Source organism: Mycolicibacter hiberniae (assembly GCF_010729485.1).
GTDB lineage: Bacteria > Actinomycetota > Actinomycetes > Mycobacteriales > Mycobacteriaceae > Mycobacterium > Mycobacterium hiberniae.
Genome location: NZ_AP022609.1, coordinates 604,450 through 626,164, shown reverse-complemented (window position 1 = coordinate 626,164; position 21,715 = coordinate 604,450). Strand labels below are relative to the sequence as shown.

19 protein-coding genes are annotated in these 21,715 nt (G+C 70.8%); 4 read left to right on the top strand and 15 right to left on the bottom strand.

The genetic code is table 11. From position 1 onward, the window contains the following. Positions 1-21: 21 nt before the first annotated feature. The 5 genes from G6N14_RS21350 to G6N14_RS02960 form a co-directional block, all read right to left on the bottom strand. Positions 22-3,747: a PGRS repeat-containing protein gene (locus tag G6N14_RS21350; RefSeq protein WP_163787033.1), complete on the bottom strand. Its 3,726-nt coding sequence runs from the start codon at positions 3,745-3,747 to the stop codon at positions 22-24. A gap of 238 nt (positions 3,748-3,985) precedes the next feature. Beyond that, positions 3,986-5,293, bottom strand: coding sequence for an RNA 5'-3' helicase PhoH2 (locus tag G6N14_RS02975; protein WP_085133825.1), 1,308 nt, complete (start codon positions 5,291-5,293; stop codon positions 3,986-3,988). Positions 5,294-5,482: 189 nt separating this feature from the next. Further along, the gene (locus tag G6N14_RS02970) at positions 5,483-6,310 is read right to left on the bottom strand and encodes an acyl-ACP desaturase (RefSeq protein WP_085133824.1); all 828 of its coding nucleotides are present in this window, start codon (positions 6,308-6,310) and stop codon (positions 5,483-5,485) included. A gap of 95 nt (positions 6,311-6,405) precedes the next feature. Beyond that, positions 6,406-7,680, bottom strand: a complete 1,275-nt coding sequence (gene glyA, locus G6N14_RS02965) for a serine hydroxymethyltransferase (RefSeq protein WP_085133827.1) — start codon at positions 7,678-7,680, stop codon at positions 6,406-6,408. Between the two features lie 77 nt (positions 7,681-7,757). Then, positions 7,758-8,987: a DUF885 domain-containing protein gene (locus tag G6N14_RS02960; protein ID WP_085133823.1), complete on the bottom strand. Its 1,230-nt coding sequence runs from the start codon at positions 8,985-8,987 to the stop codon at positions 7,758-7,760. Positions 8,988-9,032: 45 nt separating this feature from the next. Between G6N14_RS02960 and coaA the strand changes: the two genes are divergently transcribed. Further along, a complete protein-coding gene (gene coaA, locus G6N14_RS02955; RefSeq protein ID WP_085133822.1) occupies positions 9,033-9,971 on the top strand; it encodes a type I pantothenate kinase in 939 nt (312 codons plus the stop codon). A 54-nt stretch (positions 9,972-10,025) separates the two neighbouring features. Here coaA and G6N14_RS02950 read toward each other — a convergent pair whose 3' ends face one another. Both G6N14_RS02950 and G6N14_RS02945 read right to left on the bottom strand, forming a co-directional pair. Then, entirely contained in the window at positions 10,026-10,634 is a 609-nt protein-coding gene (locus G6N14_RS02950) for a DUF732 domain-containing protein (RefSeq protein ID WP_163787031.1), read from the bottom strand. A 41-nt stretch (positions 10,635-10,675) separates the two neighbouring features. Further along, a complete protein-coding gene (locus G6N14_RS02945) occupies positions 10,676-11,485 on the bottom strand; it encodes a (2Z,6E)-farnesyl diphosphate synthase (protein ID WP_085133820.1) in 810 nt (269 codons plus the stop codon). 75 nt (positions 11,486-11,560) lie between these two features. Between G6N14_RS02945 and trhA the strand changes: the two genes are divergently transcribed. Beyond that, entirely contained in the window at positions 11,561-12,262 is a 702-nt protein-coding gene (gene trhA, locus G6N14_RS02940; RefSeq protein ID WP_085133819.1) for a PAQR family membrane homeostasis protein TrhA, read from the top strand. A gap of 21 nt (positions 12,263-12,283) precedes the next feature. Here the strand turns inward: trhA and G6N14_RS02935 are convergent, their stop codons facing one another. From G6N14_RS02935 to mca, 4 genes are all read right to left on the bottom strand, one after another. Further along, positions 12,284-12,667, bottom strand: coding sequence for a nuclear transport factor 2 family protein (locus G6N14_RS02935; RefSeq protein ID WP_085133818.1), 384 nt, complete (start codon positions 12,665-12,667; stop codon positions 12,284-12,286). Between the two features lie 10 nt (positions 12,668-12,677). After that, complete coding sequence (locus G6N14_RS02930; RefSeq protein WP_085133817.1) at positions 12,678-14,690, bottom strand: thioredoxin domain-containing protein; 2,013 nt, start codon at positions 14,688-14,690, stop codon at positions 12,678-12,680. Positions 14,691-14,777: 87 nt separating this feature from the next. Continuing rightward, a complete protein-coding gene (locus G6N14_RS02925) occupies positions 14,778-15,035 on the bottom strand; it encodes a hypothetical protein (RefSeq protein WP_085133816.1) in 258 nt (85 codons plus the stop codon). Next, positions 15,032-15,904 (bottom strand): mycothiol conjugate amidase Mca, encoded by an 873-nt coding sequence (gene mca / locus G6N14_RS02920; RefSeq protein WP_085133815.1) that lies wholly within the window; start codon positions 15,902-15,904, stop codon positions 15,032-15,034. The genes G6N14_RS02925 and mca overlap by 4 nt, the downstream gene beginning before the upstream one ends. 151 nt (positions 15,905-16,055) lie before the next feature. Between mca and G6N14_RS02915 the strand changes: the two genes are divergently transcribed. Both G6N14_RS02915 and greA read left to right on the top strand, forming a co-directional pair. Further along, positions 16,056-16,478, top strand: coding sequence for a DUF4307 domain-containing protein (locus G6N14_RS02915; protein WP_085133814.1), 423 nt, complete (start codon positions 16,056-16,058; stop codon positions 16,476-16,478). 127 nt (positions 16,479-16,605) lie between these two features. Next, positions 16,606-17,100, top strand: coding sequence for a transcription elongation factor GreA (greA, locus tag G6N14_RS02910; protein ID WP_085133813.1), 495 nt, complete (start codon positions 16,606-16,608; stop codon positions 17,098-17,100). 17 nt (positions 17,101-17,117) lie between these two features. Here the strand turns inward: greA and G6N14_RS02905 are convergent, their stop codons facing one another. The 4 genes from G6N14_RS02905 to G6N14_RS02890 all read right to left on the bottom strand — a co-directional run bounded on the left by G6N14_RS02905 (position 17,118) and on the right by G6N14_RS02890 (position 21,586). Then, a complete protein-coding gene (locus tag G6N14_RS02905; protein WP_085133812.1) occupies positions 17,118-18,278 on the bottom strand; it encodes a cystathionine gamma-synthase in 1,161 nt (386 codons plus the stop codon). Further along, positions 18,275-19,036 carry an Rv1078 family RDD domain-containing protein gene (locus G6N14_RS02900; RefSeq protein ID WP_163787029.1) on the bottom strand — a complete coding sequence of 254 codons (762 nt, stop codon included), beginning with the start codon at positions 19,034-19,036 and terminating at the stop codon, positions 18,275-18,277. Before G6N14_RS02900 ends, G6N14_RS02905 begins: the two co-directional genes overlap by 4 nt. Positions 19,037-19,103: 67 nt before the next feature. Next, on the bottom strand, positions 19,104-20,498 hold the full coding sequence (locus tag G6N14_RS02895; RefSeq protein ID WP_085135466.1) for a cystathionine beta-synthase: 1,395 nt from the start codon (positions 20,496-20,498) through the stop codon (positions 19,104-19,106). A gap of 35 nt (positions 20,499-20,533) precedes the next feature. After that, positions 20,534-21,586: an alpha/beta hydrolase gene (locus tag G6N14_RS02890; protein WP_085135601.1), complete on the bottom strand. Its 1,053-nt coding sequence runs from the start codon at positions 21,584-21,586 to the stop codon at positions 20,534-20,536. Positions 21,587-21,715: the final 129 nt, after the last annotated feature.

Below are 21,715 nucleotides of genomic sequence, written 5' to 3'. Positions count from 1 at the left end.
CCTACCGGGACGCCGACGGCGCTACGGGGTGTCGGCTCCGGGGGCACCGTCGGCACCGGGGGTGCCGTCGGCCTGGCCGTTGCCGCCGTGTTGGCCGTTGCCGCCGACGGCGCCGTAGCCGGTGCCGCCGTTTCCGCCCCGGCCACCGTGGCCGTCGCCGTTGGGCCCTACGGCACCGCCGTTTCCGCCGTTTCCTCCGCCTCCGCCGATGCTGTCGCTGCCACCGGTGGTGAAGGCCGCGCCGCCGTCACCGCCGTCACCGCCGTCGGCACCCGCACCGCCGTCTCCGCCGTTTCCTCCGGCGCCGCCGACCGACGTGCCGTCGGTGATCATCTGGCCGGCGTCGGTGACCAGATCGATCCTGCTGATGCCGCCGTCACCACCAGCGCCACCCGCGCCGCCGATTCCCGCTGCGCCGGCCGCTCCGCCGTCGCCCCCGATCGCCGTCCCGTTGACGACGACGTTGTCCTCCAAGGTCGCGATGGCTGCGTAGCCGCCGGCCCCGCCGGACCCGCCGTCGAGGGCGTTTCCGGCCGCTCCACCGATGACGGTGCCGCTCACCTGGGAGACGGTGCCGGCGAAGATCATGGCTAACCCGCCGGTCCCGCCTACTCCGCCGGCGCCACCGATGCCCCCGGCTCCGCCGGTGCTGGTACCGGTGACGCCGGCGGTGTCACCGGGCTCGACACCGGCCTGCAGGAAGCTGTACCCACCGGCACCTCCGATACCACCGGAGATGCCGGCGCCGCCGGCGCCACCGGTGACGGTGCCGTCATAGACGTCGCCGGTGGAATAGACGTCGCCGTAGCCGCCCGCTCCTCCGACGCCGCCGGCCAGACCAGCGCCGCCCGCACCGCCGGTGGCGTCGTTGTTCTCCGCGTGGCCGCCCAGGTAGGCGTAGAGCCCGCCGCTGCCGCCGACGCCGCCGCGCCCGCCCCCGTCCGCCGCTCCGCCGACACCGCCGGTTGCGGTACCGGTGATCGTGCCGCCCTCACCGAGGATTCCGCTGCCGACCACCCCCGTGCCGCCGGCCCCACCGACGCTGCCGGCGCCGTCGGCCGCACCGCCGAGGCCGCCCCGGGCCTCCACCGCGGCGACGCCGCCGGGGCCGGCGCTGACCGAAGCGCGACCGCCGGCACCGCCGAGACCTCCGTCGGCACCCACTCCACCGGAACCGCCGATGACGACGCTGTCGGTGACCCTGCCGCCTTCCCAGGCGTTCACCTCCGCCAAACCACCGGCGCCGCCCGCACCGCCGTCGGCGCCCTGAGCCCCGCCGCCGCCGATCACCACGCTGTCGACGACACTGCTGCCCGTCCCGTCGACGGAGATCGAGGCGTTGCCGCCGTTGCCGGTGCGGTCGTCACCGTTGCCGCCGGTGACTGTGCTGCCCACGATGCTTCCGCCGTTGGTGGCCGCCAGGGATGCCGAACCGCCGCTGCCGCCGGCACCCACCGTGCCTGCGGTGACGCTGCTGTGCTCGACGCTGCTGCCGGCGCCGACGTTCAGTGCCGCGTCGGCGCCGTCGGCGCGGGCCGAGGCGCTCCCGCCGGTGACCGTCACGCCCGAGGAACTTCCGTCGATCACGGCAGTGGCCTGGCCTCCGGTTCGGCCGGTCTCGCCCGCGGTGTCGGCGCTGCCGGCACCACCATCGCCGCCGCGGCCGCCGGTCACCGTCGTGTCGGCGGCTGCACCGGCACCGGTGACGGAGGCCATGCCCCCACCGCCGCCACCGCCACCGCCCTGTCCGGCTCGCGTCCCGTCCGCGGTTCCGCCGGCGCCACCGGTGCCTCCACCACCGCCGACCGCACCCAGGCCGATCGCAGACCCGGCACCACCGGCACCGCCGGCGCCACCGCTTCCGGCCGCCCCGCCGTTGGCGACACCACCATGGCCGCCGGTGCCCCCGGTGCCGCCGTATTGACCGAACGCTGCGCCGGCCGACACCTCACCGCGCCCGCCGTCGCCGCCCGCACCGCCGTTACCCGACGCAGCAGCGGCACCCCCGGAACCGTCGGCCGCCTGGGTGATGCCGTCGCCGTTGGCGCCGCCCACGCCACCGGCGCCCCGACCGCCGGCCTGACCGCCGACTCCCCCGTCGCCTCCGCTGCCCGCCGCTTCGGCGTTGCCGCCACCGGAACCGTTTCCGCCGGCGCCGCCGGCACCGCCACTTCCGGCGCTACCTCCGGTGCCCCCGGAACCGCCCAGCGACCCACTGCCCCCGTTACCCGCGACCCCGCCGTTGCCGCCGGCACCACCGCTACCGCCGAGCTGGCCGTCGATACGCCCGGCGGTGCCGTCCACTCCGCTGGCCCCGGCGCCACCGCGGCCTCCCGAGCCCCCGTCGCCACCAGCGCCGCCGACACCCTGAACTCCGTCGACTCGGCCCGCGCCGCCCTGCCCGCCGTCGCCGCCATGACCGCCCGCGCCGCCGTTCTCGCCGGTGCCGCCGGCCGCACCCGGTGTCGTCGCCGCAGCGCCGTCCCGACCGTTGTAACCAGCGCCACCCGAGCCACCGGCGCCCCCGTTGCCGCCGTCGCCCTGCAGCGCCCGGCCGCCGCCGACCTCGACTCCCCCGGCACCCCCGGCGCCGCCGGCGCCCCCGGCGCCGCCGGCGCCCCCGGCGCCCCCGTTGGTGCCGTCGATGCGCTCTGCCGTGCCGTTCAGACCGTGAAAGCCCGCCCCACCGGCGCCGCCGTCACCACCGACGCCCGCGGCGCCGTGCAGACCGCTGGCCGCGACGGTGCCCGCTCCCGAGGCGCCCCCTGCGCCGCCGGCGCCGGCATTGCCCCCGGCCCCACCGGCCTGCCCGGCCAATCCATCCACATGCGAGGCCGTGCCGTCGGCTCCCGCGGCGCCGGCCGCGCCCCGACCACCGTTGCCGCCGGCACCACCGGCACCGCCCGCACCGTGCGCGCCCGCGCTGGCGCCGCTACCACCGATACCGCCGTCGCCGCCGGCGCCACCGGCACCGCCGTGCTCGCCCGCGGCGCCCGGTGTCGCGCCGTCGGCGCCCGCAGATCCCGCGCCGCCCGCCCCGCCGTTCCCGCCGGCGCCACCACTGCCGAAGAAAAGACCGGCGCGGCCACCGGCGCCGCCGTTGCCGCCGTCCCCGCCGGCTTCACCGGTCCAGCCGGCGGCGAATCCCGCGCCACCGGCGCCACCGGCCCCGCCGTCGCCGGCCAGCCAATTGGCGGCACCGCCGTCACCACCGTCAGCGCCCGCACCGCCGACACCACCGGCCCCGCCGTTACCGGCCAGCCAGCCGCCGTCGCCGCCGGCGCCCCCGGTTCCCCCGTCGAATCCGGCGCCGCCGTCGCCGCCGTTGCCCCACATGCCGGCGAAGCCGCCGGCGTAGCCCGCCAGGTGATCGGCCGTCCCGTCGGCGCCGGTGCCGCCATCGCCGAACAAGAACCCGCCGTCACCGAGATCGCCGATACCGGGCACCCAGCCGAACCAGGAATCATTGGTGCCGGTGTAGAAGTCGATCCCGTCGCCGATCAACGTCCGCCCGAACATCGTGACGAACGGCGCGTTGATCAGGTCGAGCAACCAGCCGTTGCTGTCCACGTAGTCGCTCAGGCCGTCGTAGAGGGCCTCCCAGCCGAGGTCATCGGCCTGCGAGGCGAAGGGCGGCTCCACGCCGAATGCCGCGAAGAGATCCGGCTCTACCTGCGCGGTGCTGATCGCGTCCCAGAGCGGCGCCAGAATATCGTCGAGGTCAGCCGCCGCGGGCGCCGTGGACACCGGCGACATCCCGAGGGCCAATAAGGCCCCTACCAGCGATGTCGCGGCGAAAACCCGTCTGGGAACCGTTCCGGTGAGGCGGCGAGGGCGTTGCCGCCCGTTGCGAGTATCCTTCGCTCCCCGGGCGTCCACACAAGGAAGCTTACCTAAACATCAGAATTAGGTAATGGGGATGTTGGCGTTTTCTTAGCCTGGAGAGGCTTGCCGCCGAAACGGGCCTCCCGGTGTGCTGGGGTTTTCAGCCCAGGTCGGGCCCGTTGATCTCCTCCAGCATCTCGGTGACCAGGGCGGCGATCGGCGAGCGCTCGCTGCGCAGCAGGGTGATGTGAGCGAACAGCGGGTGCCCCTTGAGCTTCTCGATCACCGCGGCGATGCCGTCATGCCGGCCGACCCGCAGGTTGTCGCGCTGCGCGACATCGTGGGTGAGCACCACCCGCGATCCGGTGCCCAGCCGGGACAGCACCGTCAGCAGCACATTGCGCTCCAACGACTGCGCTTCGTCGACGATCACGAACGAGTCGTGCAGCGAGCGGCCCCGGATATGGGTCAGCGGCAACACCTCGAGCATGCCGCGCGACTGCACCTCCTCGAGCACCGCGGGGCTGGCCAGACCTTCCAGGGTGTCGAACACCGCCTGGGCCCACGGCCCCATCTTCTCGTTCTCGCTGCCGGGCAGATAGCCCAGTTCCTGGCCGCCGACGGCGTAGAGCGGGCGGAACACCACCACCTTGCGCTGGGTGCGCCGCTCCAGGACCGCTTCCAGGCCGGCGCACAGCGCCAGCGCCGACTTGCCGGTGCCGGCCTTGCCGCCCAGCGAGACGATTCCCACCGATTCGTCGAGCAGCAGGTCCAGCGCCACCCGCTGTTCGGCAGACCGGCCCCGCAGTCCGAACGCCTCCCGGTCGCCGCGGACCAGCTGCACCCGTTTGGCGGCATTGACCCGGCCCAGTGCATGCGAGGTCCCACCGAGCAGCCGGATTCCGGTGTGGCACGGCAGATCCCGGGCTGCCGCCAGGTCGATCTCGCCCTCGTCAAAGAGGGCGTCGATGTCCTCCACCGACGCCTCGACCTCGTCCATTCCGGTCCAGCCGGAGACGATGACGTCCTGCGCGTGGTACTCGTCAGCGGCCAGGCCGAGCGCGGCGGCCTTGACGCGCAGCGGAATGTCCTTGCTCACCAACGTCACCCGGCGGCCCTCGGCGGCCAGGTTGGCCGCGCAGGTCAGGATGCGCGAGTCGTTGCTGTCGGTGCGGAATCCGGTGGGCAGCACCGCGGGGTCGCTGTGGTTGAGCTCGACGTGCAGCTTTCCGCCCTGCGTCCCAACGGGAATGGGCTGATCAAGCCGCCCATACTGCAGGCGCATGTCGTCGAAGATGCGCAGCGCCTGGCGGGCGAACCAGCCCAGCTCGTGGTGGTGGCGTTTGGCCTCCAGCTCGCTGATGACCACCAGTGGGACGACAACTTCGTGTTCGGCGAACCGGGTGCAGGCCCAGGGGTCCGACAGCAGCACGGAGGTGTCGAGCACGTACGTCCGGATATCAGGCACTAGGCGCTCCAGCGGTGAGGGCACGCGCGACCCCGCGCGAACAATTCGACGGGGGGCGGCACAGGAACGGGGCCGGTCCTGTCGTAATCACGACCGGTGGTGCCGATGAGACAGCGAAGCGTGTGGCTAGCCATCGATTGCGACGGTACCCCCGCCGATGCGTGCCCGCAGCGCAGGCGCGCCGGAGTGTCAGCCGATCACAAACTGCTTCAGATCGGGGTGCGCGGCCAGGCCCCAGGCGCTGATCCGGTCGGAGATCACCCGGCGCAACTGGTCGGGCCCGAAGATGCCGGCTTCGGCGATTCCGGGCTGCCGGTCGGCGTAGGCGTCGATGTCGGCGCCGACGATCTTGAGTTCGGCGGCCCGCGCGGCGATGGCGGCCAGGGTCTCGTCGTGCACGTAGTCCAGGCAGTGCGCGATCAGGTTGGCGAAGAACCCTTCGTGGCGTTCCTCGTCGCCGGCGATGCGGCCGATCAGACCCTTGAGCACGGGCTCCTCGATCTGGTCGGCCAGGTTACGGCAGTACTCGGCGCAGGCGCGCTCGTAGAAGGCCATGAACACCAGCGTCTCGACCTGGCTGTAGCGGTCGGCGCGGTAGCCCTTCTGGACGTGCTCCATGCGCACGCGCTCGTTGGCGTCCGGGTCGATCTCGCGGGTGACCATCAGGTACTCGCGCAGCGCGATGGCGTGCAGGTGCTCCTCGGCGGTCCAGCGGCCGATCCAGCGGCCCCACTTGTCCTCGAGGATGAAGTGCTCGACCAGTTCGCGGTGGTAGCCGGCCAGGCTGTCCTTCTCGATCAGCAGGATCTCGCAGGCGTCGGTGATCACCTTGGGCAGCGTGACCTGTGACGGGTCCCAGTCCTTGCCCCCGAGGAAGGCGAAGTTCTCGCCCTGCTCGAACGGCACATAGTCGTGGGCGTACCACGGGTCAACCGTGTCGATGTGCCGGGCCAGGTTCGCGTCGACCACCGGCTCGAGCTCGAGGATCAGTGCATTAGCAACGGGACGTTTAGCCATGAAAGTAACTGTAACCCGAATTCACACTATCCTGTCAACTCGGGGTACGGCGTGTCACGGCGAGCAGTTCACGGCACGCCCCGCGACCCAGCCGGCTAGGCCAGTTTCCAGTCCTCAAGCCCGTCGTAGAGCGGGAAGTCCTGCGCCAGCTTGGTGACCCGGGCCCGCAGCGCCGGCACGTCGGCGGCCGAACCGGCCGCCAGCGCGGTGGCGATGATGTCGGCGACCTCGGTGAACTCGGCGTCGCCGAAACCACGGGTGGCCAGCGCCGGAGTGCCGACCCGAAGCCCGGAGGTGACCATCGGCGGGCGCGGGTCGTTCGGGACGGCGTTGCGGTTGACGGTGATGCCGACCTCGTGCAGCAGGTCCTCGGCCATCTGGCCGTCCAGCGGCGAGTCACGCAGGTCGACCAGCACCAGGTGCACGTCGGTCCCGCCGCTGACCACCGACACACCGGCCTGGGCCACGTCGGCGGCCAGCAGCCGCTCGGCGATGATCTTGGCGCCGGAGAGCACCCGCTGCTGGCGCTCGGCGAACTCCGGCGTGCCGGCGATCTTCAGCGCGACGGCCTTGGCGGCGATCACGTGCATCAACGGGCCGCCCTGCTGACCCGGGAAGACCGCCGAGTTGATCTGCTTGGCGAACTCCTTCTTGCCGATGATCAGCCCGGAGCGCGGGCCGCCCAGCGTCTTGTGCACCGTGGTCGACACCACCTGAGCGTGCGGTACCGGCGAGGGGTGCAGTCCGGTGGCGACCAGCCCGGCGAAGTGCGCCATGTCGACCCACAGGGTCGCGCCGACCTCGTCGGCGATGGACCGAAACGCCGCGAAGTCCAGGATGCGCGGGTAGGCCGACCACCCGGCGATGATCACCTTCGGCTTGAATTCCAGGGCCTGCGCGCGCACCACGTCCATGTCGACGCGGTGGGTGACCGGGTCCACACCGTAGAAGGCGTTCTCGTAGAGCTTGCCGGAGAAGTTCAGCCGCATCCCGTGTGTCAGGTGTCCCCCGTTGGCCAGGTCCAGACCCAAGAGCCGGTCACCGGGCTCCATCAGCGCCTGCAGCACCGCCGCGTTGGCCTGGGCGCCCGAGTGCGGCTGGACGTTGGCGAAATCCGCTCCGAACAGTTCCTTGGCGCGGTCGCGGGCGATGTTCTCCACCACGTCGACGTGCTCGCAGCCGCCGTAGTAACGCCGGCCCGGCAGGCCCTCGGCGTACTTGTTGGTCAGCACGCTGCCGTGCGCCTGCAGCACCGCCCGCGGCACGAAGTTCTCCGACGCGATCATCTCCAGCGTGTCGCGCTGACGCCCCAGCTCCTTGCCGAGCAGCTCGGCGATGTCGGGGTCGAGTTCAGCCAGCGGGGCCGACATGGTGGATGCGGGGCGGGTGTTCGGTGCGGCAGTCACGCGCGCAAGTCTATCGAGCCGGTGTGCACCCGCCCGACCTGCTATCCACCCAGCTCGGCACGCAGGCGCGAAGGCGTCAGCGGTTCGTCGAGCAGCCGCCGGAAACGTTCGGTGAGCCGGCCCCCGGACGCGGCCGGGTCGCCGGGATCTTGCGCCGGAGCGTCCAGCCAGGCGCGCAGCAGCCGGTAGCCCTCCACGTAGGTCGAGGTGTAGGCGCGCCACAGCGGCGAGGCCAGGAACCGCAGCGCCTGGCGTGCCCGATCCTCAGGGACCAGCAGCCACCGGCGCAGGTAGGCCACCACCTCGTCGGCGTCGCGGCCCTCGTCGTGCAGCATCAGCGCCGCGTCCTGCCGCACGTCGGCCAGCGCCGCGGCGGCCTCGGACACCGCTTCGGCCCGCTGACCGTCGAATGTCAAACCCAGGTCGGCGTAGATCTCGGCCGCCCAGGCGCCCCAGCCCGGTCCCACCGCGGCGTGCAACGCCAGGTCGGCCAGCCCCTCGGCCATCAGGCACTGCGGCGTGTTGACCAGGAAGATGGTCTGTTCGGCCTGGCCCAGCTCGGCCACCAGCCCGGCTTCCTTGCGGCAGTGCTCGGTGTGATGTCCCGGGTAGGACTCGTGCGCCACCAGCCGCGGCAGGTTCGACATCAGCTGTTTGAGGTCGGCGTTGACCGCCACCGTGGAGTGGTAGTCGCCGCGGTAGTAGTTGAAACCCGACCACGGCTTGTCGGTCACCACCTCGTAGGTGATGGTCTCGGTCTCGGGCAGCGGGAAGCTCACCCGCACCCGGTCGCGCAGCGCCGAGGAGAACGCGTGGATGGCCGCTTCGAGGCGCTCCGGCGGAATCTCCTCGGCGCGGCGGTAGGCGATCATGCGCTCGGCCAGCGGGCCGGTCCCACCCAGCGCCTCGTCGAGCCGGGCGTGGGCCTGCCGGTAGCGGTCGGTGTCGGCCTTGGCGATCTCGACATCGAAGTAGTCGCGCACCTCTTCGACGAAGCCGACCTGCTCGCCGGCGAACTTGCGCCCCGCGCAGGCCAGCGCCCGCAGGTGTGCCCGCAGGTATTCCGCGCGCTGGGCGTCGAGTCCGCCCGGCAGCTCCACGGCCAGTTTCTCGGCCTGGCGCGCCAGTGCGGCCGGATCCGGGCTCGGCTCGTCGGCGACCACACGCCGCAGCGCGGGATCGCCGGTGAAGGCGTCGACATACCCCTGCTCGATGCGGTCGAAGCGCAGACCGAGCAACAGGTACTCGCGGATCAAGACGGCGGGCTCCATACCCGATCAGGCTAACGGTCGCGGTGCCTGCAAGACTGTACGGTCATGCAGCGGCTTAGTGAGCCGAGTCCCTACGTGGAGTTCGACCGACGTCAATGGCGGACACTGCGTATGTCGACGCCGATGCCGCTCAGCGAAGCCGAAGTTGTGGCGCTGCGCGGCCTCGGTGAGCAGGTCGACCTGCTGGAGGTCGAAGAGGTCTACCTGCCGCTGGCCCGACTTCTGCACCTGCAGGTCGCCGCGCGCCAACAGCTGTTCGCCGCCACCGCGGAATTCCTCGGTGAGAACCACCAGAGCCCCGACCGGCCGGTGCCGTTCGTCATCGGGGTGGCCGGCAGTGTGGCGGTCGGCAAGTCCACCACGGCCCGCGTGCTGCAGGCACTGCTGGCCCGCTGGGATCACCACCCCCGGGTGGACCTGGTCACCACCGACGGGTTCCTCTACCCCAACCACGAGTTGGAGCGCCGGAACCTGATGCACCGCAAGGGCTTTCCGGAAAGCTACAACCGGCGTGCCCTGATGCGCTTCGTCACCTCGGTGAAGTCCGGCGCGGACTATGTGTGCGCACCGGTGTATTCACACCTGAGCTACGACATCGTTCCCAACGCCAAGCAGGTGGTTCGCCACCCCGACATCTTGATCCTCGAAGGCCTCAACGTGTTACAGACGGGGCCGACGCTGATGATCTCCGACCTGTTCGACTTCTCGCTGTACGTCGACGCCCGGGTCGAAGACATCGAGCACTGGTACGTCGCGCGGTTCCTGGCGATGCGCTCCACCTCGTTCGCCGACCCCGACTCGCACTTCCACCACTACGCGCCGTTGGGCGACCAGCAGGCCGTCGCCGCCGCGCGCGACATCTGGCGCTCCATCAACCGACCCAACCTGATCGAGAACATCTTGCCCACGCGACCGCGGGCCACCCTGGTGCTGCGCAAAGACGCCGATCACTCCATCAACAGGCTGCGCCTGCGCAAGCTCTAGCGGCGACCTGCGCAGCGGAGCCGGGCGCAGTGAGTCGCCGTCATTGGCCGAAAGCTACGGCTGGGTTGCGGTCCCCGGCTGCGGCGTGGCCGCCGGGGGTGCCGGCTCATCCGCGGGCGGGGCCGGCTCGGGCGCAGGCGGCCATATCGGCGGCGGCGGGAATTCGGCGGCGGGTGCGGGCGCGGGCACCAGCTCCGGAGGCGGCGGGAAGCCCGGGGGCGGGGGGAACATCGGGGGCGGCGGGAAACCGGGTGGCGGCGGGAACGGCGGAGGCGCGCCGTCCGGCAGGGGCGCAAGCTCCGGGGCCGGCGGGGCCGGTTCGACGCCGTCCGGTGGCGGCACCGCCGGTGTCGTGGTGGCAGCGGGCGCCAGGGTGTCCGGGCACAGCTCCTTTTGCGCGGCGTCGATCATGACCTTGGTGACGCCGTCGGCGACCTTCGTGCCGAACCGGTCCTTGGCGGGGCGGCCCCGGCGCAGGTTCTGGCAGATGATCCCGCCGAATTGCACCGCCCCGGCCGGCGTGGTCAGACCGGGACTGTTCTGGTACTTGAACCCGTGCGACTCCAGGTAGCTGAGGTAGCTCTTCTCGTCGGCCTGCGCCGGTGCGGCGCCGAAGATCAGGGTCCCAGGGATCAGCGTCAACGCCGCCAGCCGCCACTTCATGGGAGAAAACTGTAGACGGTGCCGCCTGAGCGCGCCTGCTCCTACCGTCCGAACCTGCGGTGCCGCACGCTGTAGTCGCGCAGCGCCCGCAGGAAGTCGACCCGCCGAAACGCCGGCCAGTGCGCCTCGGTGAACCACATCTCCGAGTAGGCGCTCTGCCACAGCAGGAAGCCGGACAACCGCTGCTCCCCCGAGGTGCGGATCACCAGGTCCGGGTCGGGCTGCCCCGAGGTGTAGAGGTTCTCCGAGATGCCCTCGACGGTCACCGCCTCGACGAGTTCCTCCGCGGTGGCGCCGTTGGCCAGCTGCTTGCCCAGCAGACCCCGCACCGCGTCGACGATCTCCTGCCGACCGCCGTAGCCGACCGCGACGTTGACATGCAGCCGGCAGGCCCCATCGTCGCCGTTCGCCGTGCTCGCAGTGCTCTCGACGGCCTCCCGCAGCCGGCGCGCCGGCTCTTCGCCCAGCAGACCCAGATCCCCGACGGTGCGCACGCTCCACCGGTTTGCCGGCGCGCAGATCTCCTCCACCACGTCGGTGATGATCTCGATCAGGGCGGCCAGTTCGGCGGGATCGCGCTGCAGGTTCTCGGTGGACAGCAGATAGACGGTGGCCATCTCGATGCCTGCGTCAGCGCACCAGCGCAGCATCTCGGCGATCTTGGCGGCGCCCATCCGGTAGCCGTAGCTGACGTCGTCGTAGCCGGCGTCGCGCGCCCAGCGCCGGTTACCGTCGCAGAGAACGGCGATGTGGCGGGGCAGATTCGCCCGAGACGCCGCCAGGCCCTGCCGCAGGCGCAGCTCGTAAATCCGGTACAGCGGCTCCTTCAAGCGCGCCGGGATGATTGCCACAAAAACCCAGACTACTGTTATCGGCAAGCATGGACGGGAATCAGTCCGGGATCCGCGTGGAGTTCAGGAAGGCCCATGAGCACCCACACCGACACCATCGCCGAGCCGAATCCGACCGGGTTGCCGGCGCCGCGCGTCAAGCCGCGGGGCCGCGGCTGGATTCACGTCGTCTCAGCCGTCGTGGCGCTGATCGCCGGGATCGCGCTGATCGGGGTGACCTGGCCGCTGGCCGGGCCCGAGGCCGGTCTGGCATCGCTGGCCTACTCCATCTCCGTGGTGGGCATGTTCGCGGTCAGCGCCATCTATCACCGGGTGACCTGGAAGTCGGTCGCCGCCCGGATCCGGATGAAGCGGCTCGACCACGCGATGATCTTCATCTTCATCGCCGGCACCTACACCCCGTTCGCGATGCTGGCGATGGACCACGGCGCCCAGGAACGGCTGGTGATGACGATCGTGTGGGGCGGGGCGCTGGCCGGCGTGGTGCTCAAGCTGTGCTGGCCGACCGCCCCGAAGTGGGTGGGGGTGCCGCTCTACCTGTTACTGGGGTGGGTGTCGGTGTTCTTCATCGCGACGATCATGGAGAACGCCGGTGTCGCGGCGATGGTGCTGCTGGTCGTCGGCGGCGCGCTCTACAGCATCGGCGCGATCATGTACGCGCTGAAGTGGCCGGACCCCTGGCCCGAGACGTTCGGCTACCACGAGTTCTTCCATGCCTGCACCGCGGTGGCCGCGCTGTGCCAGTACATCGCGATCTGGTTCGCGGCCCTGCACTGACCGGTAAGGGGGCGGGCCCCGCTACAGGTGGGTGATGTTCTCCGCCGACCAGTAGGCCTTCATCGCGGCGACCTTGCCGTCGCCGTCGAACACCATCACGTCGATGGGCTCGATGCGCATCCGGTGGTCACCGTTGGTGATGGTCAGCGCGAAGTGGAATGCCGCCTCGTTACCGGCGACCCGCAACGTCACCAGCTCCGACTCGCGCTGCAGCCCGGTGATGGCCGAGTAGAAGTTGCGGATGGCCTGGTGCCCGATGTGCACCTCGCCGCCCACCGGGTCCTCGACGGTGGCATCGGCCGCGTACAGCTCCACCAGCGCATCGGCGTCGCCGCCGCCGACCAGCTCGATGTAGCGGTGGACGGTCTCGGTGATGGCCTGCGTTCGGTCCGGTGCGCTCGTCATGTGCCGCACGTTACACGGATGCCGGATGCGGCGGAACCGCAAGGGCCGCGGCCAACTCCGCCGCGCTGACCACCGGCAGATCGCACACCGGACCCCGACAGACGTAGGCGGCGTCGACGCCGTTGACCCGGTCCCGCCCGGCCAGCAGCTCACCGGATTCGGCCGCTCCGCCGACCACCACCGATCCGCCGGGTGCCAGCCGGCGCGCCTGGGCGAGCAGCGCGGAGTCCGGGCCCTGGCACGCCACCGCGATCTGCAGCGGACCGCGCAGGGTGGCCTCGGCCACGGCCAGCCAGTGGCCCGCTGCCCGCGGTGCCCGCGCCAGCAGCGCCCCGTGCGCCCCCAGGGCGTCGGCGGCGGCCCGGCCGTAGCGCTGCGCGCGGCTCCCCGCCACCAGGGACGCGGTCAGCAACGCCTCGGTGATCAGCGCCGCCCCCGACGGGGTGGCCCCGTCCAGTGGGTCGCCGGGGCGCACCATGAGCGCTTCGGCGTCATCGGAGGTGTCGAACCACCGTCCGGGCGACTCCGGGTCGGCGAAGTGGTCCAGCGCCGTGTCCAGCAGGCCGAGCGCCCCATCAAGCAGGCTCTGCGCACCGCTGAACTGGTAGACGCCGAGCAGTCCGGTGGCCAGCGCGCCATAGTCCTCCAGGACCGCCGGGCTGTCCCCCACCCGGCCGCCCAGACTGGCCCGGCGCAGCCGGCCGTCCACCAGATGCAGCTCGAGCAGTCGGCCCGCGCAGTCTCGGGCGGCGGCGGCCAGCCGCGGATCGTCCAGCGCCACCGCCGCCTCGGTCAGCGCGGTGATCGCCAGGCCGTTCCAGGCGGTGACCACCTTGCCGTCCCGGTCGGGTTGGGGCCGCGTGCGCCGGGCAACCAGCAACTCCCGGCGCACCCGGTCGAACCGCGGCCCGTCGTGGGGGTCTACCGGCAGACGCAGCACCGAGGCGCCGGAGTCATCGGGATCGAACGTTCCCTCCGGCGTGACCCCGAAGACCTCCGCCGCCCACCGGCCGTCAGCCGCGCCGAGGACCTCGGTCAGCTGCTCGGGGGTCCACACATAGGTCAGGCCCTCCTGGCCGGCGGCGTCGGCGTCCAGCGACGAGATGAACACGGCGTCCTCGGACAGCTCCTCCAGCAGGAACTGGGCCGTCTGCGCGGTCACCCGCATGGCCAGCGGGTCGCCGGTGCGCCGGGCCCAGTGCGCGTAGACCCGCAGCAGCAACGCGTTGTCGTACAGCATCTTTTCGAAATGCGGTACCACCCAGGCGTTGTCGACGCTGTAGCGGGCGAAGCCGCCGGCCAACTGGTCGTAGATCCCGCCGCGGGCCATCCCCGTACCGGCGCGGACCACCGCTTCGAGGGCAGTCCGGCTCGCGGTCCGCTCGTAGTGCCGCAGCAGGAACTCCAGCAGCGCCGACGGCGGGAACTTCGGCGCGCCGCCGAATCCACCGTGGACGGTGTCCTCGGTGCGCAACAGCGCCCCCACCGCGGCGTCGCACAGCGACTCGTCGACGGGCGGGCCGTCGCTCGGCAGCCGGGCTGCCATGGCGCGCAATTCGGCGGCGATGCTCGTCGAGGCCTGCTCGACTTCGTCGCGGCGCTCGTTCCAGGTGGCGGTGATCGCCGAAAGCAGGTTCAGGAAAGCATCTTTGGGGTAGTACGTGCCGCAGAAGAACGGCCTGCCGTCGGGAGTCAGGAAACAGGTCATCGGCCAACCGCCGGCGCCGGTCAACGCCTGGGTGGCGGCCATGTAGATCGCATCGATGTCCGGGCGTTCCTCGCGGTCGACCTTGATGCACACAAAGCCCGCGTTCATCGCGGCGGCCACCTCGGTGTCCGCGAAGCACCCGTGCGCCATCACATGACACCAGTGGCAGGCCGCGTAGCCGACCGACAACAGGATCGGCACGTCGCGTTCGGCGGCCTGCGCCAGCGCCTCGGGCGTCCACTCCCACCAGTCCACCGGGTTGTCGGCGTGTTGGCGCAGGTAGGGGCTGGCGGACACGGCGAGACGGTTGGCCATCCATCCACGCTAACCCGGTCCCGGCACCGGGCAGAACGCCCTGACGCCTACCCGACGCTGTCAGCGAACGGGCCGTCGCCGCGGCGCTTAGCTGTCGTCGCCGGAGGGCGCGGAGCCGACGGTCCCCTCGTCGGCGGCCTGGTCGGGGGCCGGGTGCTCGGGGTCGAAGGACTCAGGCAGCTTCTTGAGCTGCCGGTTCATCGACCACACCAGCCCGAAGGTGCCGAGCATCAGCAGCACGATGACCAGCAGACCGAAAGGGCTGGCCTTGCCGAAGTCCGGCCCGGTATCGCGCGGCGCCTCCTCGGCCACAATCCACAGCATGGTCAGCACAGCGTGGTTCATCCGTTGTCCTCGATCCCGACGAACAGGTCCGTCTCCGGCAGCGTAACCGGCACCCGAGAACGGGCCAGCTCGAACTCCTCCGTGGGCCACAGTCGCTGCTGCCACTCGATCGGAGCGGCGAAGAAGTCGCCGTTGGGGTCGATCTGGGTGGCGTGCGCGCGCAGCGCGTCGTCACGCTGACCGAAGTAGTCGGCGCATTCGACGCGGGTGGTCACCCGTTCGGCGAACACATCGTGGTCGGGCTGCCAGTGCTTGAGCCACTTGGCGAACGGCCCGACCTCGCCGTTTCGGGCGAACTCGTCCTGCAGCAGCTGCATCCGCTGCCGCAGGAACCCGTGGTTGTAGTACAGCTTGGACACCGACCACGGATCACCGGCCTGCGGGTAGCGCCGGTAGTCCGCGGCGGCCTCGAACGCGGCCACCGACACCTGGTGGCACCGGATGTGGTCGGGGTGCGGGTAGCCGCCGTTCTCGTCGTAGGTCGTCATCACGTGCGGGCGGAACTGCCGCACCGCACGCACCAGGGCTTCGGTGGAGATCTCCAGCGGGACCAGCGCGAAGCAGTCTTCGGGCAGGGGCGGCAACGGGTCGCCCTTGGGCAGGCCGGAGTCGACGAAACCCAGCCAGTGGTGCTCCACCCCGAGGATCTCGGCCGCCTTGGCCATCTCGTCGCGCCGGATCTCGGCGATGTGGCCGTGCACGTCGGGCAGGTCCATGGCGGGGTTGAGGATGTCGCCGCGCTCGCCGCCGGTCAGCGTCACCACCATCACCCGGTGCCCGGCGGCGGCGTAGCGGGCCAGGGTGGCCGCGCCTTTGCTGGACTCGTCGTCAGGGTGGGCGTGCACCGCCATCAGCCGCAGTCCACTCATGCGCACTCCCCGTTCCTCCAGGTTCCTCCTGCCGGAAGCCCAGACCGGACGCCTATAGTTCCAGATGGTTTCTGCCCCCATCGTTCCACCACCGGAGGCGGGCGCGGTAACCACTCCCGACTCCATCGGCGACCATGGGACCTACCTCACGATGACCGACACCAAGCCGGACCGCTATCGGGATACCCAGCGCAGCACTCTGCCCCGCAAGCTGCTGGCGATCACCCTGGGTGCGCTGGCGATCGCGACCGCCGCGGCCCTGGCCGTGGTGGGTTACCAGCGCTTCGCCACCGCAGAGGTCAAGGGCGACCTGTACGGCTATGAAGTGCTCGACGACCAAACCGTCTCGGTTAAGTTCAGCGTGACTCGATCCGACCCGTCGCGGCCCGCGGCGTGCATCGTGCGGGTCCGGTCCAGCGACGGCAGCGAGACCGGCCGGCGCGAAATTCTCGTTCCCCCGTCGGAGTCGGCGACCGTCCAGGTGACGACGACCGTGAAATCTTCCCAGCCGCCTGTCATGGGCGACGTCTACGGTTGCGGCAGCGACGTCCCTGATTATTTACGTTTGCCCTGACTTTGCAGTGGTATCCTATTCGGATACACGGTTCCAGCTGGAGCCGTGTATTGCTGCATTAGAGGCTGCATGACAACGATGTCGCCCCACTGCCCATTGGCGCGGACGACACAAGGAGCACAGTGAGATGACGGACACTCAGGTGACCTGGCTGACGCAGGAGTCACACGATCGGCTCAAGGCGGAGCTCGACCAGCTGATTGCGAACCGTCCGGTGATCGCAGCGGAGATCAACGACCGCCGCGAAGAGGGGGACCTGCGCGAGAACGGCGGCTATCACGCAGCGCGTGAAGAGCAGGGCCAGCAGGAAGCCCGTATCCGGCAGTTGCAGGAGCTGCTCAACAACGCCAAGGTCGGGGAGGCCCCCACCCAATCCGGTGTGGCACTGCCGGGCTCGGTGGTCACGGTCTACTACGACGGCGACAAGAGCGACACCGAGACTTTCCTGATCGCCACCCGCCAGGAGGGTGTCGGCGACGACAAGCTCGAGGTCTATTCGCCGAACTCGCCGCTCGGGCACGCCCTGCTGGGCGCCAAGGAGGGCGAGGAGCGCAGCTACAAGGTGCCCAGCGGTAAGACCGTCACGGTGACCTTGGTCAGCGCGGAGCCCTACCACTCCTGAGCCCGGGCGGCACCGGGTCAGTCCAGCGCCTGCTTGAGGTCGCCGATCAGGTCGTCGATGTCCTCGATGCCCACCGACAGGCGTACCAGGTCGTCGGGAACCTCCAGTTGCGAACCTGCCGTCGACGCGTGCGTCATTGCGCCGGGCAGTTCGATCAGCGACTCCACCCCGCCGAGTGATTCGGCCAGGATGAAGATCTCGGTTCCGGCGCACAGCTTCTCGGCGGCCGCCCGGCCGCCGCGCATCCGGACCGACACCATGCCCCCGAAACCGCGCATCTGCGCCGCGGCGACCCGGTGGCCGGGGTGCTCCGCCAGTCCGGGGTAGCGCACCTGGCTCACCGCGGGATGCCCGCTGAGGAATTCGGCGATCGCCGCGGCGTTCTCGCTGTGCCGCTGCATTCGCAGCACCAGAGTCTTCAGGCCCCGCAGCGTCAGGTAGGTGTCGAAGGGGCCCGGTACGGCCCCCGCCCCGTTCTGCAGGAACGCGAAGGCCGCGTCGAGCTCTTCGTCGCTGGTGACCAGCGCACCGCCCACCACGTCGGAGTGCCCGCCGATGTACTTGGTGGTCGAGTGCAGCACCACGTCGGCGCCCAGGGTCAGCGGCTGCTGTAACGCCGGCGAGGCGAAGGTGTTGTCCACCAGGACCCGGGCGCCGGCTTCTTTGCCGATCGCGGCGATACCGGCGATGTCGGCGATCGACAGCAGCGGGTTGGTGGGCGTCTCCACCCAGATGAGCCGGGTGGTGCCGGTGACCGCCGCCCGAACCGCATCCAGATCCGACAGGGCGACCGGGGTATAGGCCACCCCCCACTGGGTGAAGACCTTGTCGATCAGCCGGAAGGTGCCACCGTAGGCGTCGTCGGGAATGATCAGGTGATCGCCGGGGCGCAGCATCGCGCGCAGCGCGCAGTCGGTGGCGGCCATCCCCGAACCGAACGCCCGGCCGAACCGGCCCTGCTCCACCGCGGCCAGCGCGGTCTCCAGGGCGGCGCGGGTCGGGTTGCCGGTGCGCGCGTACTCGAACCCGCCGCGCAGCCCACCGACGCCGTCTTGGGCGAAGGTGCTGCTGGCGTAGATCGGCACGTTGACCGCCCCGGTCGCCGGGTCGGGGCGGAACCCGGAGTGGACGGCCGTGGTGGACAGGCCCGCAGTGCAGTGTGGGTTGTTCGGGTTCACCGGATCGGCAGGCAGACGGTGGACATGATCTTGTCGGCGATGGTCTGGCGTTTGGCGTCCCAGAGCGGGAACAGGTAGCCGATACCCAAGATGATGCTGTCGACCACGTGGGCCAACTGGCGCACCAGTGACATGCCGAACCCGATCGGCTGGCCGGTGGATTCGGAGACCACCTTGAACTTCAGCACCGACTTGCCGATGCTCGACCCGGTGGTGCCCTGCCGATAACCGAAGTTCCAGATGCCGAAGATGAGCGCCGCCAGCCAGCCCAGGAACATCAGCGTCGCACCGGCGCTCGAGGGCGTGACCGTGCACTCGAATCCCGTGGAGCTGCTGACGCATTCACGGTCGGCTGTGGTGCCGGCGATCATCGACGGGATGCCGTAGAGGACCAGCACCGGCAGAAAGTCGATGAGGTAGGCGCCCACGCGGGTCAGCCAGGACGTGTAGGCCTCCTGCGGCAGCTGGCCGACCGCGTTGCCGGGCGCGCCCGAATAGGCGCCGTAGCCGGGCGGCGGCGGGGGGTAGTTCCCCGGGGGCGGGGGCGGGTAGTTGCCGGGCGGCGGCGGGGGGTAGTTCCCCGGCGGCGGGGGCGGGTAGTTACCGGCCGGCGGCGGAGGGTAGTTCCCCGGCGGCGGGGGCGGGTAGTTGCCGGGCGGCGGGTAGTTGCCGCCGGGCGGCGGGTAGTTGCCGGGCGGCGGGACATCACCGGACGGGGGCGGGTAGTTGCCCGGCTGGGACGGCGGGAATTCGGTCATCTCTACCCTCTCGGGTCGTGGCGGTGAATTGGTAAAACGCTACCGCAGGACAGGGTGCGCAACGCCGTTATCTGCGGCGTGGCCCATCGGACATAAAGCCCAGCAGATCGTGGCGTGTTATAACGCCCACGGGCTTGCCGTCCTGCACCACCATCACCGCGTCGACTTCGGCCAGCATGGTGGCGGCGGTAGCGACGACCTCGCCGGATCCGATCAGCGGCAGGGGCGGGCCCATGTGCTTCGACACCGCGTCGGCCAGCTTCGCGCGGCCCTCGAACACCGCCGACAGCAAGTCACGTTCGGACACGCTGCCGGCCACCTCACCGGCCATCACCGGCGGCTCGGCGCCCACCACGGGCATCTGCGAAACGCCGTACTCGCGCAGGATGCCGATGGCGTCGCGCAGCGTCTCCGACGGGTGGGTGTGCACCAAGTCCGGCAGCACCCCCGCCTTGGCCCGCAGAACGTCGGCGACGGTGGGCTGCACCGTCGAACCGTCCAGCCGGGACCGCAGGAATCCGTAGGAGGACATCCAGGCGTCGTTGAACAGCTTGGACATGTACCCGCGCCCGCCGTCCGGCAGCAGAACGACCACCAGCGCCTCCGGGCCGGCCTTGACGGCGGTCTCCACCGCGGCCACCACGGCCATGCCGCAGGAGCCGCCGACCAGCAACGCCTCCTCCCGGGCCAGGCGCCGGGTCATGTCGAACGAGTCCGCGTCGGACACCGCGATGATCCGGTCGGGAATGCTCGGATCGTAGGCGGCCGGCCAGAAGTCCTCCCCCACTCCTTCGACCAGATACGGCCGGCCCGTACCGCCGGAGTAGACCGAGCCTTCCGGGTCTGCGCCGATCACCTGCACCCGGCCGGCCGAGACCTCTTTGAGGTAGCTGCCGGTGCCGGTGATGGTGCCGCCGGTCCCGATTCCGGCGACGAAATGGGTGACCTGGCCGTCGGTGTCGGCCCAGATCTCCGGGCCGGTGGTCTCGTAGTGGCTGGCGGGCCCGGCCGGGTTGGAGTACTGGTCCGGTTTCCAGGCGCCGTCGATCTCCTCGACGAGCCGGTTGGACACGCTGTAATAGCTGGCCGGGTCGTCCGGCGGCACCGCCGTCGGACACACCACCACCTCGGCGCCGTAGGCGCGCAACACATTCTGTTTGTCCTCGCTGACCTTGTCCGGGCAGACGAACACGCACTTGTAGCCGCGGCGCTGGGCGACCAGCGCCAGACCCACGCCGGTGTTGCCGGATGTCGGCTCGACGATGGTGCCGCCCGGTTTGAGCGCGCCGCTGGCCTCGGCGGCGTCGATCATCTTGACCGCGATGCGGTCCTTGGAGCTCGCGCCCGGGTTGAGGTACTCGACCTTGGCCACTATTCGGCCGGCTCCCTCGGGGACGATCGAAGTCAGCTCGACCAGCGGGGTGTTGCCGATGAGTTCACTGATGTGGCGCGCTATCCGCATACCTGCCATCGTCTCAGGTTCTCCGGCCGGATGGGTCAGCCGGTGGCCTCGCGGATGTATTCACCGATCTGCCGCAAGGAGCGGGTGGCCTCGGGCACGAAGGGCGCGGCGATCTGGAAGACGTGGATCTGACCCGGCCAGATCCGCAACTCCACCGGGATACCGGCGGCCGCGAGCACTTTGGCGCCCAGTTGGGCGTCGTGCAGCAGCACCTCCGAACCGGAGACGTGAATCAGGGTGCGCGGAAGTCCGGGCCGGACGTGTTGCAGCGGCTCGAGTACGTCGCTGCCGTGCACGCGGTCGCGCCGCGCCGCGGCCTCGACCAGTTCCACCAGTGCGTCAAATGCCTTGGGCGGGAACATCGCACCGGTGTGAATGTTGGGGTGCGCCTTCTTTGCCTCCTTGGCGATCTCCAGCAGCGGCGACATCGCGACGATGGCGGCCGGGACTTCGTCGTCGTCCTCGTCCAGCAGCCGCAAGGCCAACGCCAGCGACAGATAGCCCCCGGCCGAGTCACCGGCCAGCACGATCTGGTCCGGCTCGTAACCTTGACGGCGCAACCAGCGGTAGCCGTCGTAGCAGTCGTCGACCGCGTCGGCGATGGAGTGCTTGGGAATCATCCGGTACTCCACCACCAGGACCGGACTGTCGGCGTACTCCGACAGCTTGGTGACCAGCCGGCCATGGGTGTTGGCCCCACAGGTCAGGAAAGCGCCGCCGTGCATGTAGAGCACCACCCGGCGGGTGCCGTCGGCCGGCAGCACGCCGGCGGCCCGCACCAGCTGGGCTTTGCAGCGCGGCAGCCGGATGGCGGCGCGGACGGTGCCCGGCACGGGCAGCACCGCCTTGGCGGCGACGTCGAGCAACCCGAACGGCCACGGCATCCCCGGGAGGTAGCTGCCGACCGAGAGGACCGGGCGAATTGTGGCGCGGGCGGCCAGCCACGCCAGGCGGCCTTCGACACTGGCGGACTCCTCGACCACCTCGACGGGCAGCCCGTCATGGCGGCCGTGCCGGGGACGCCGCGGGGCGGGGTACAGGCGGGAGCGAAGACGGGGCGAGCTGGGAATTATCTCGGGTGCGGTCATGGCGGACACTCCCTCCAGCCGGCCGGGCCGGCTCGGCCAACGCGGTTGCAAGTATCGTCACACGCCAGAAATTGTGAAGAAATCTTAGGATTCGTTCCGATACGGCATCGGGTCCGCTTCGTGACCATC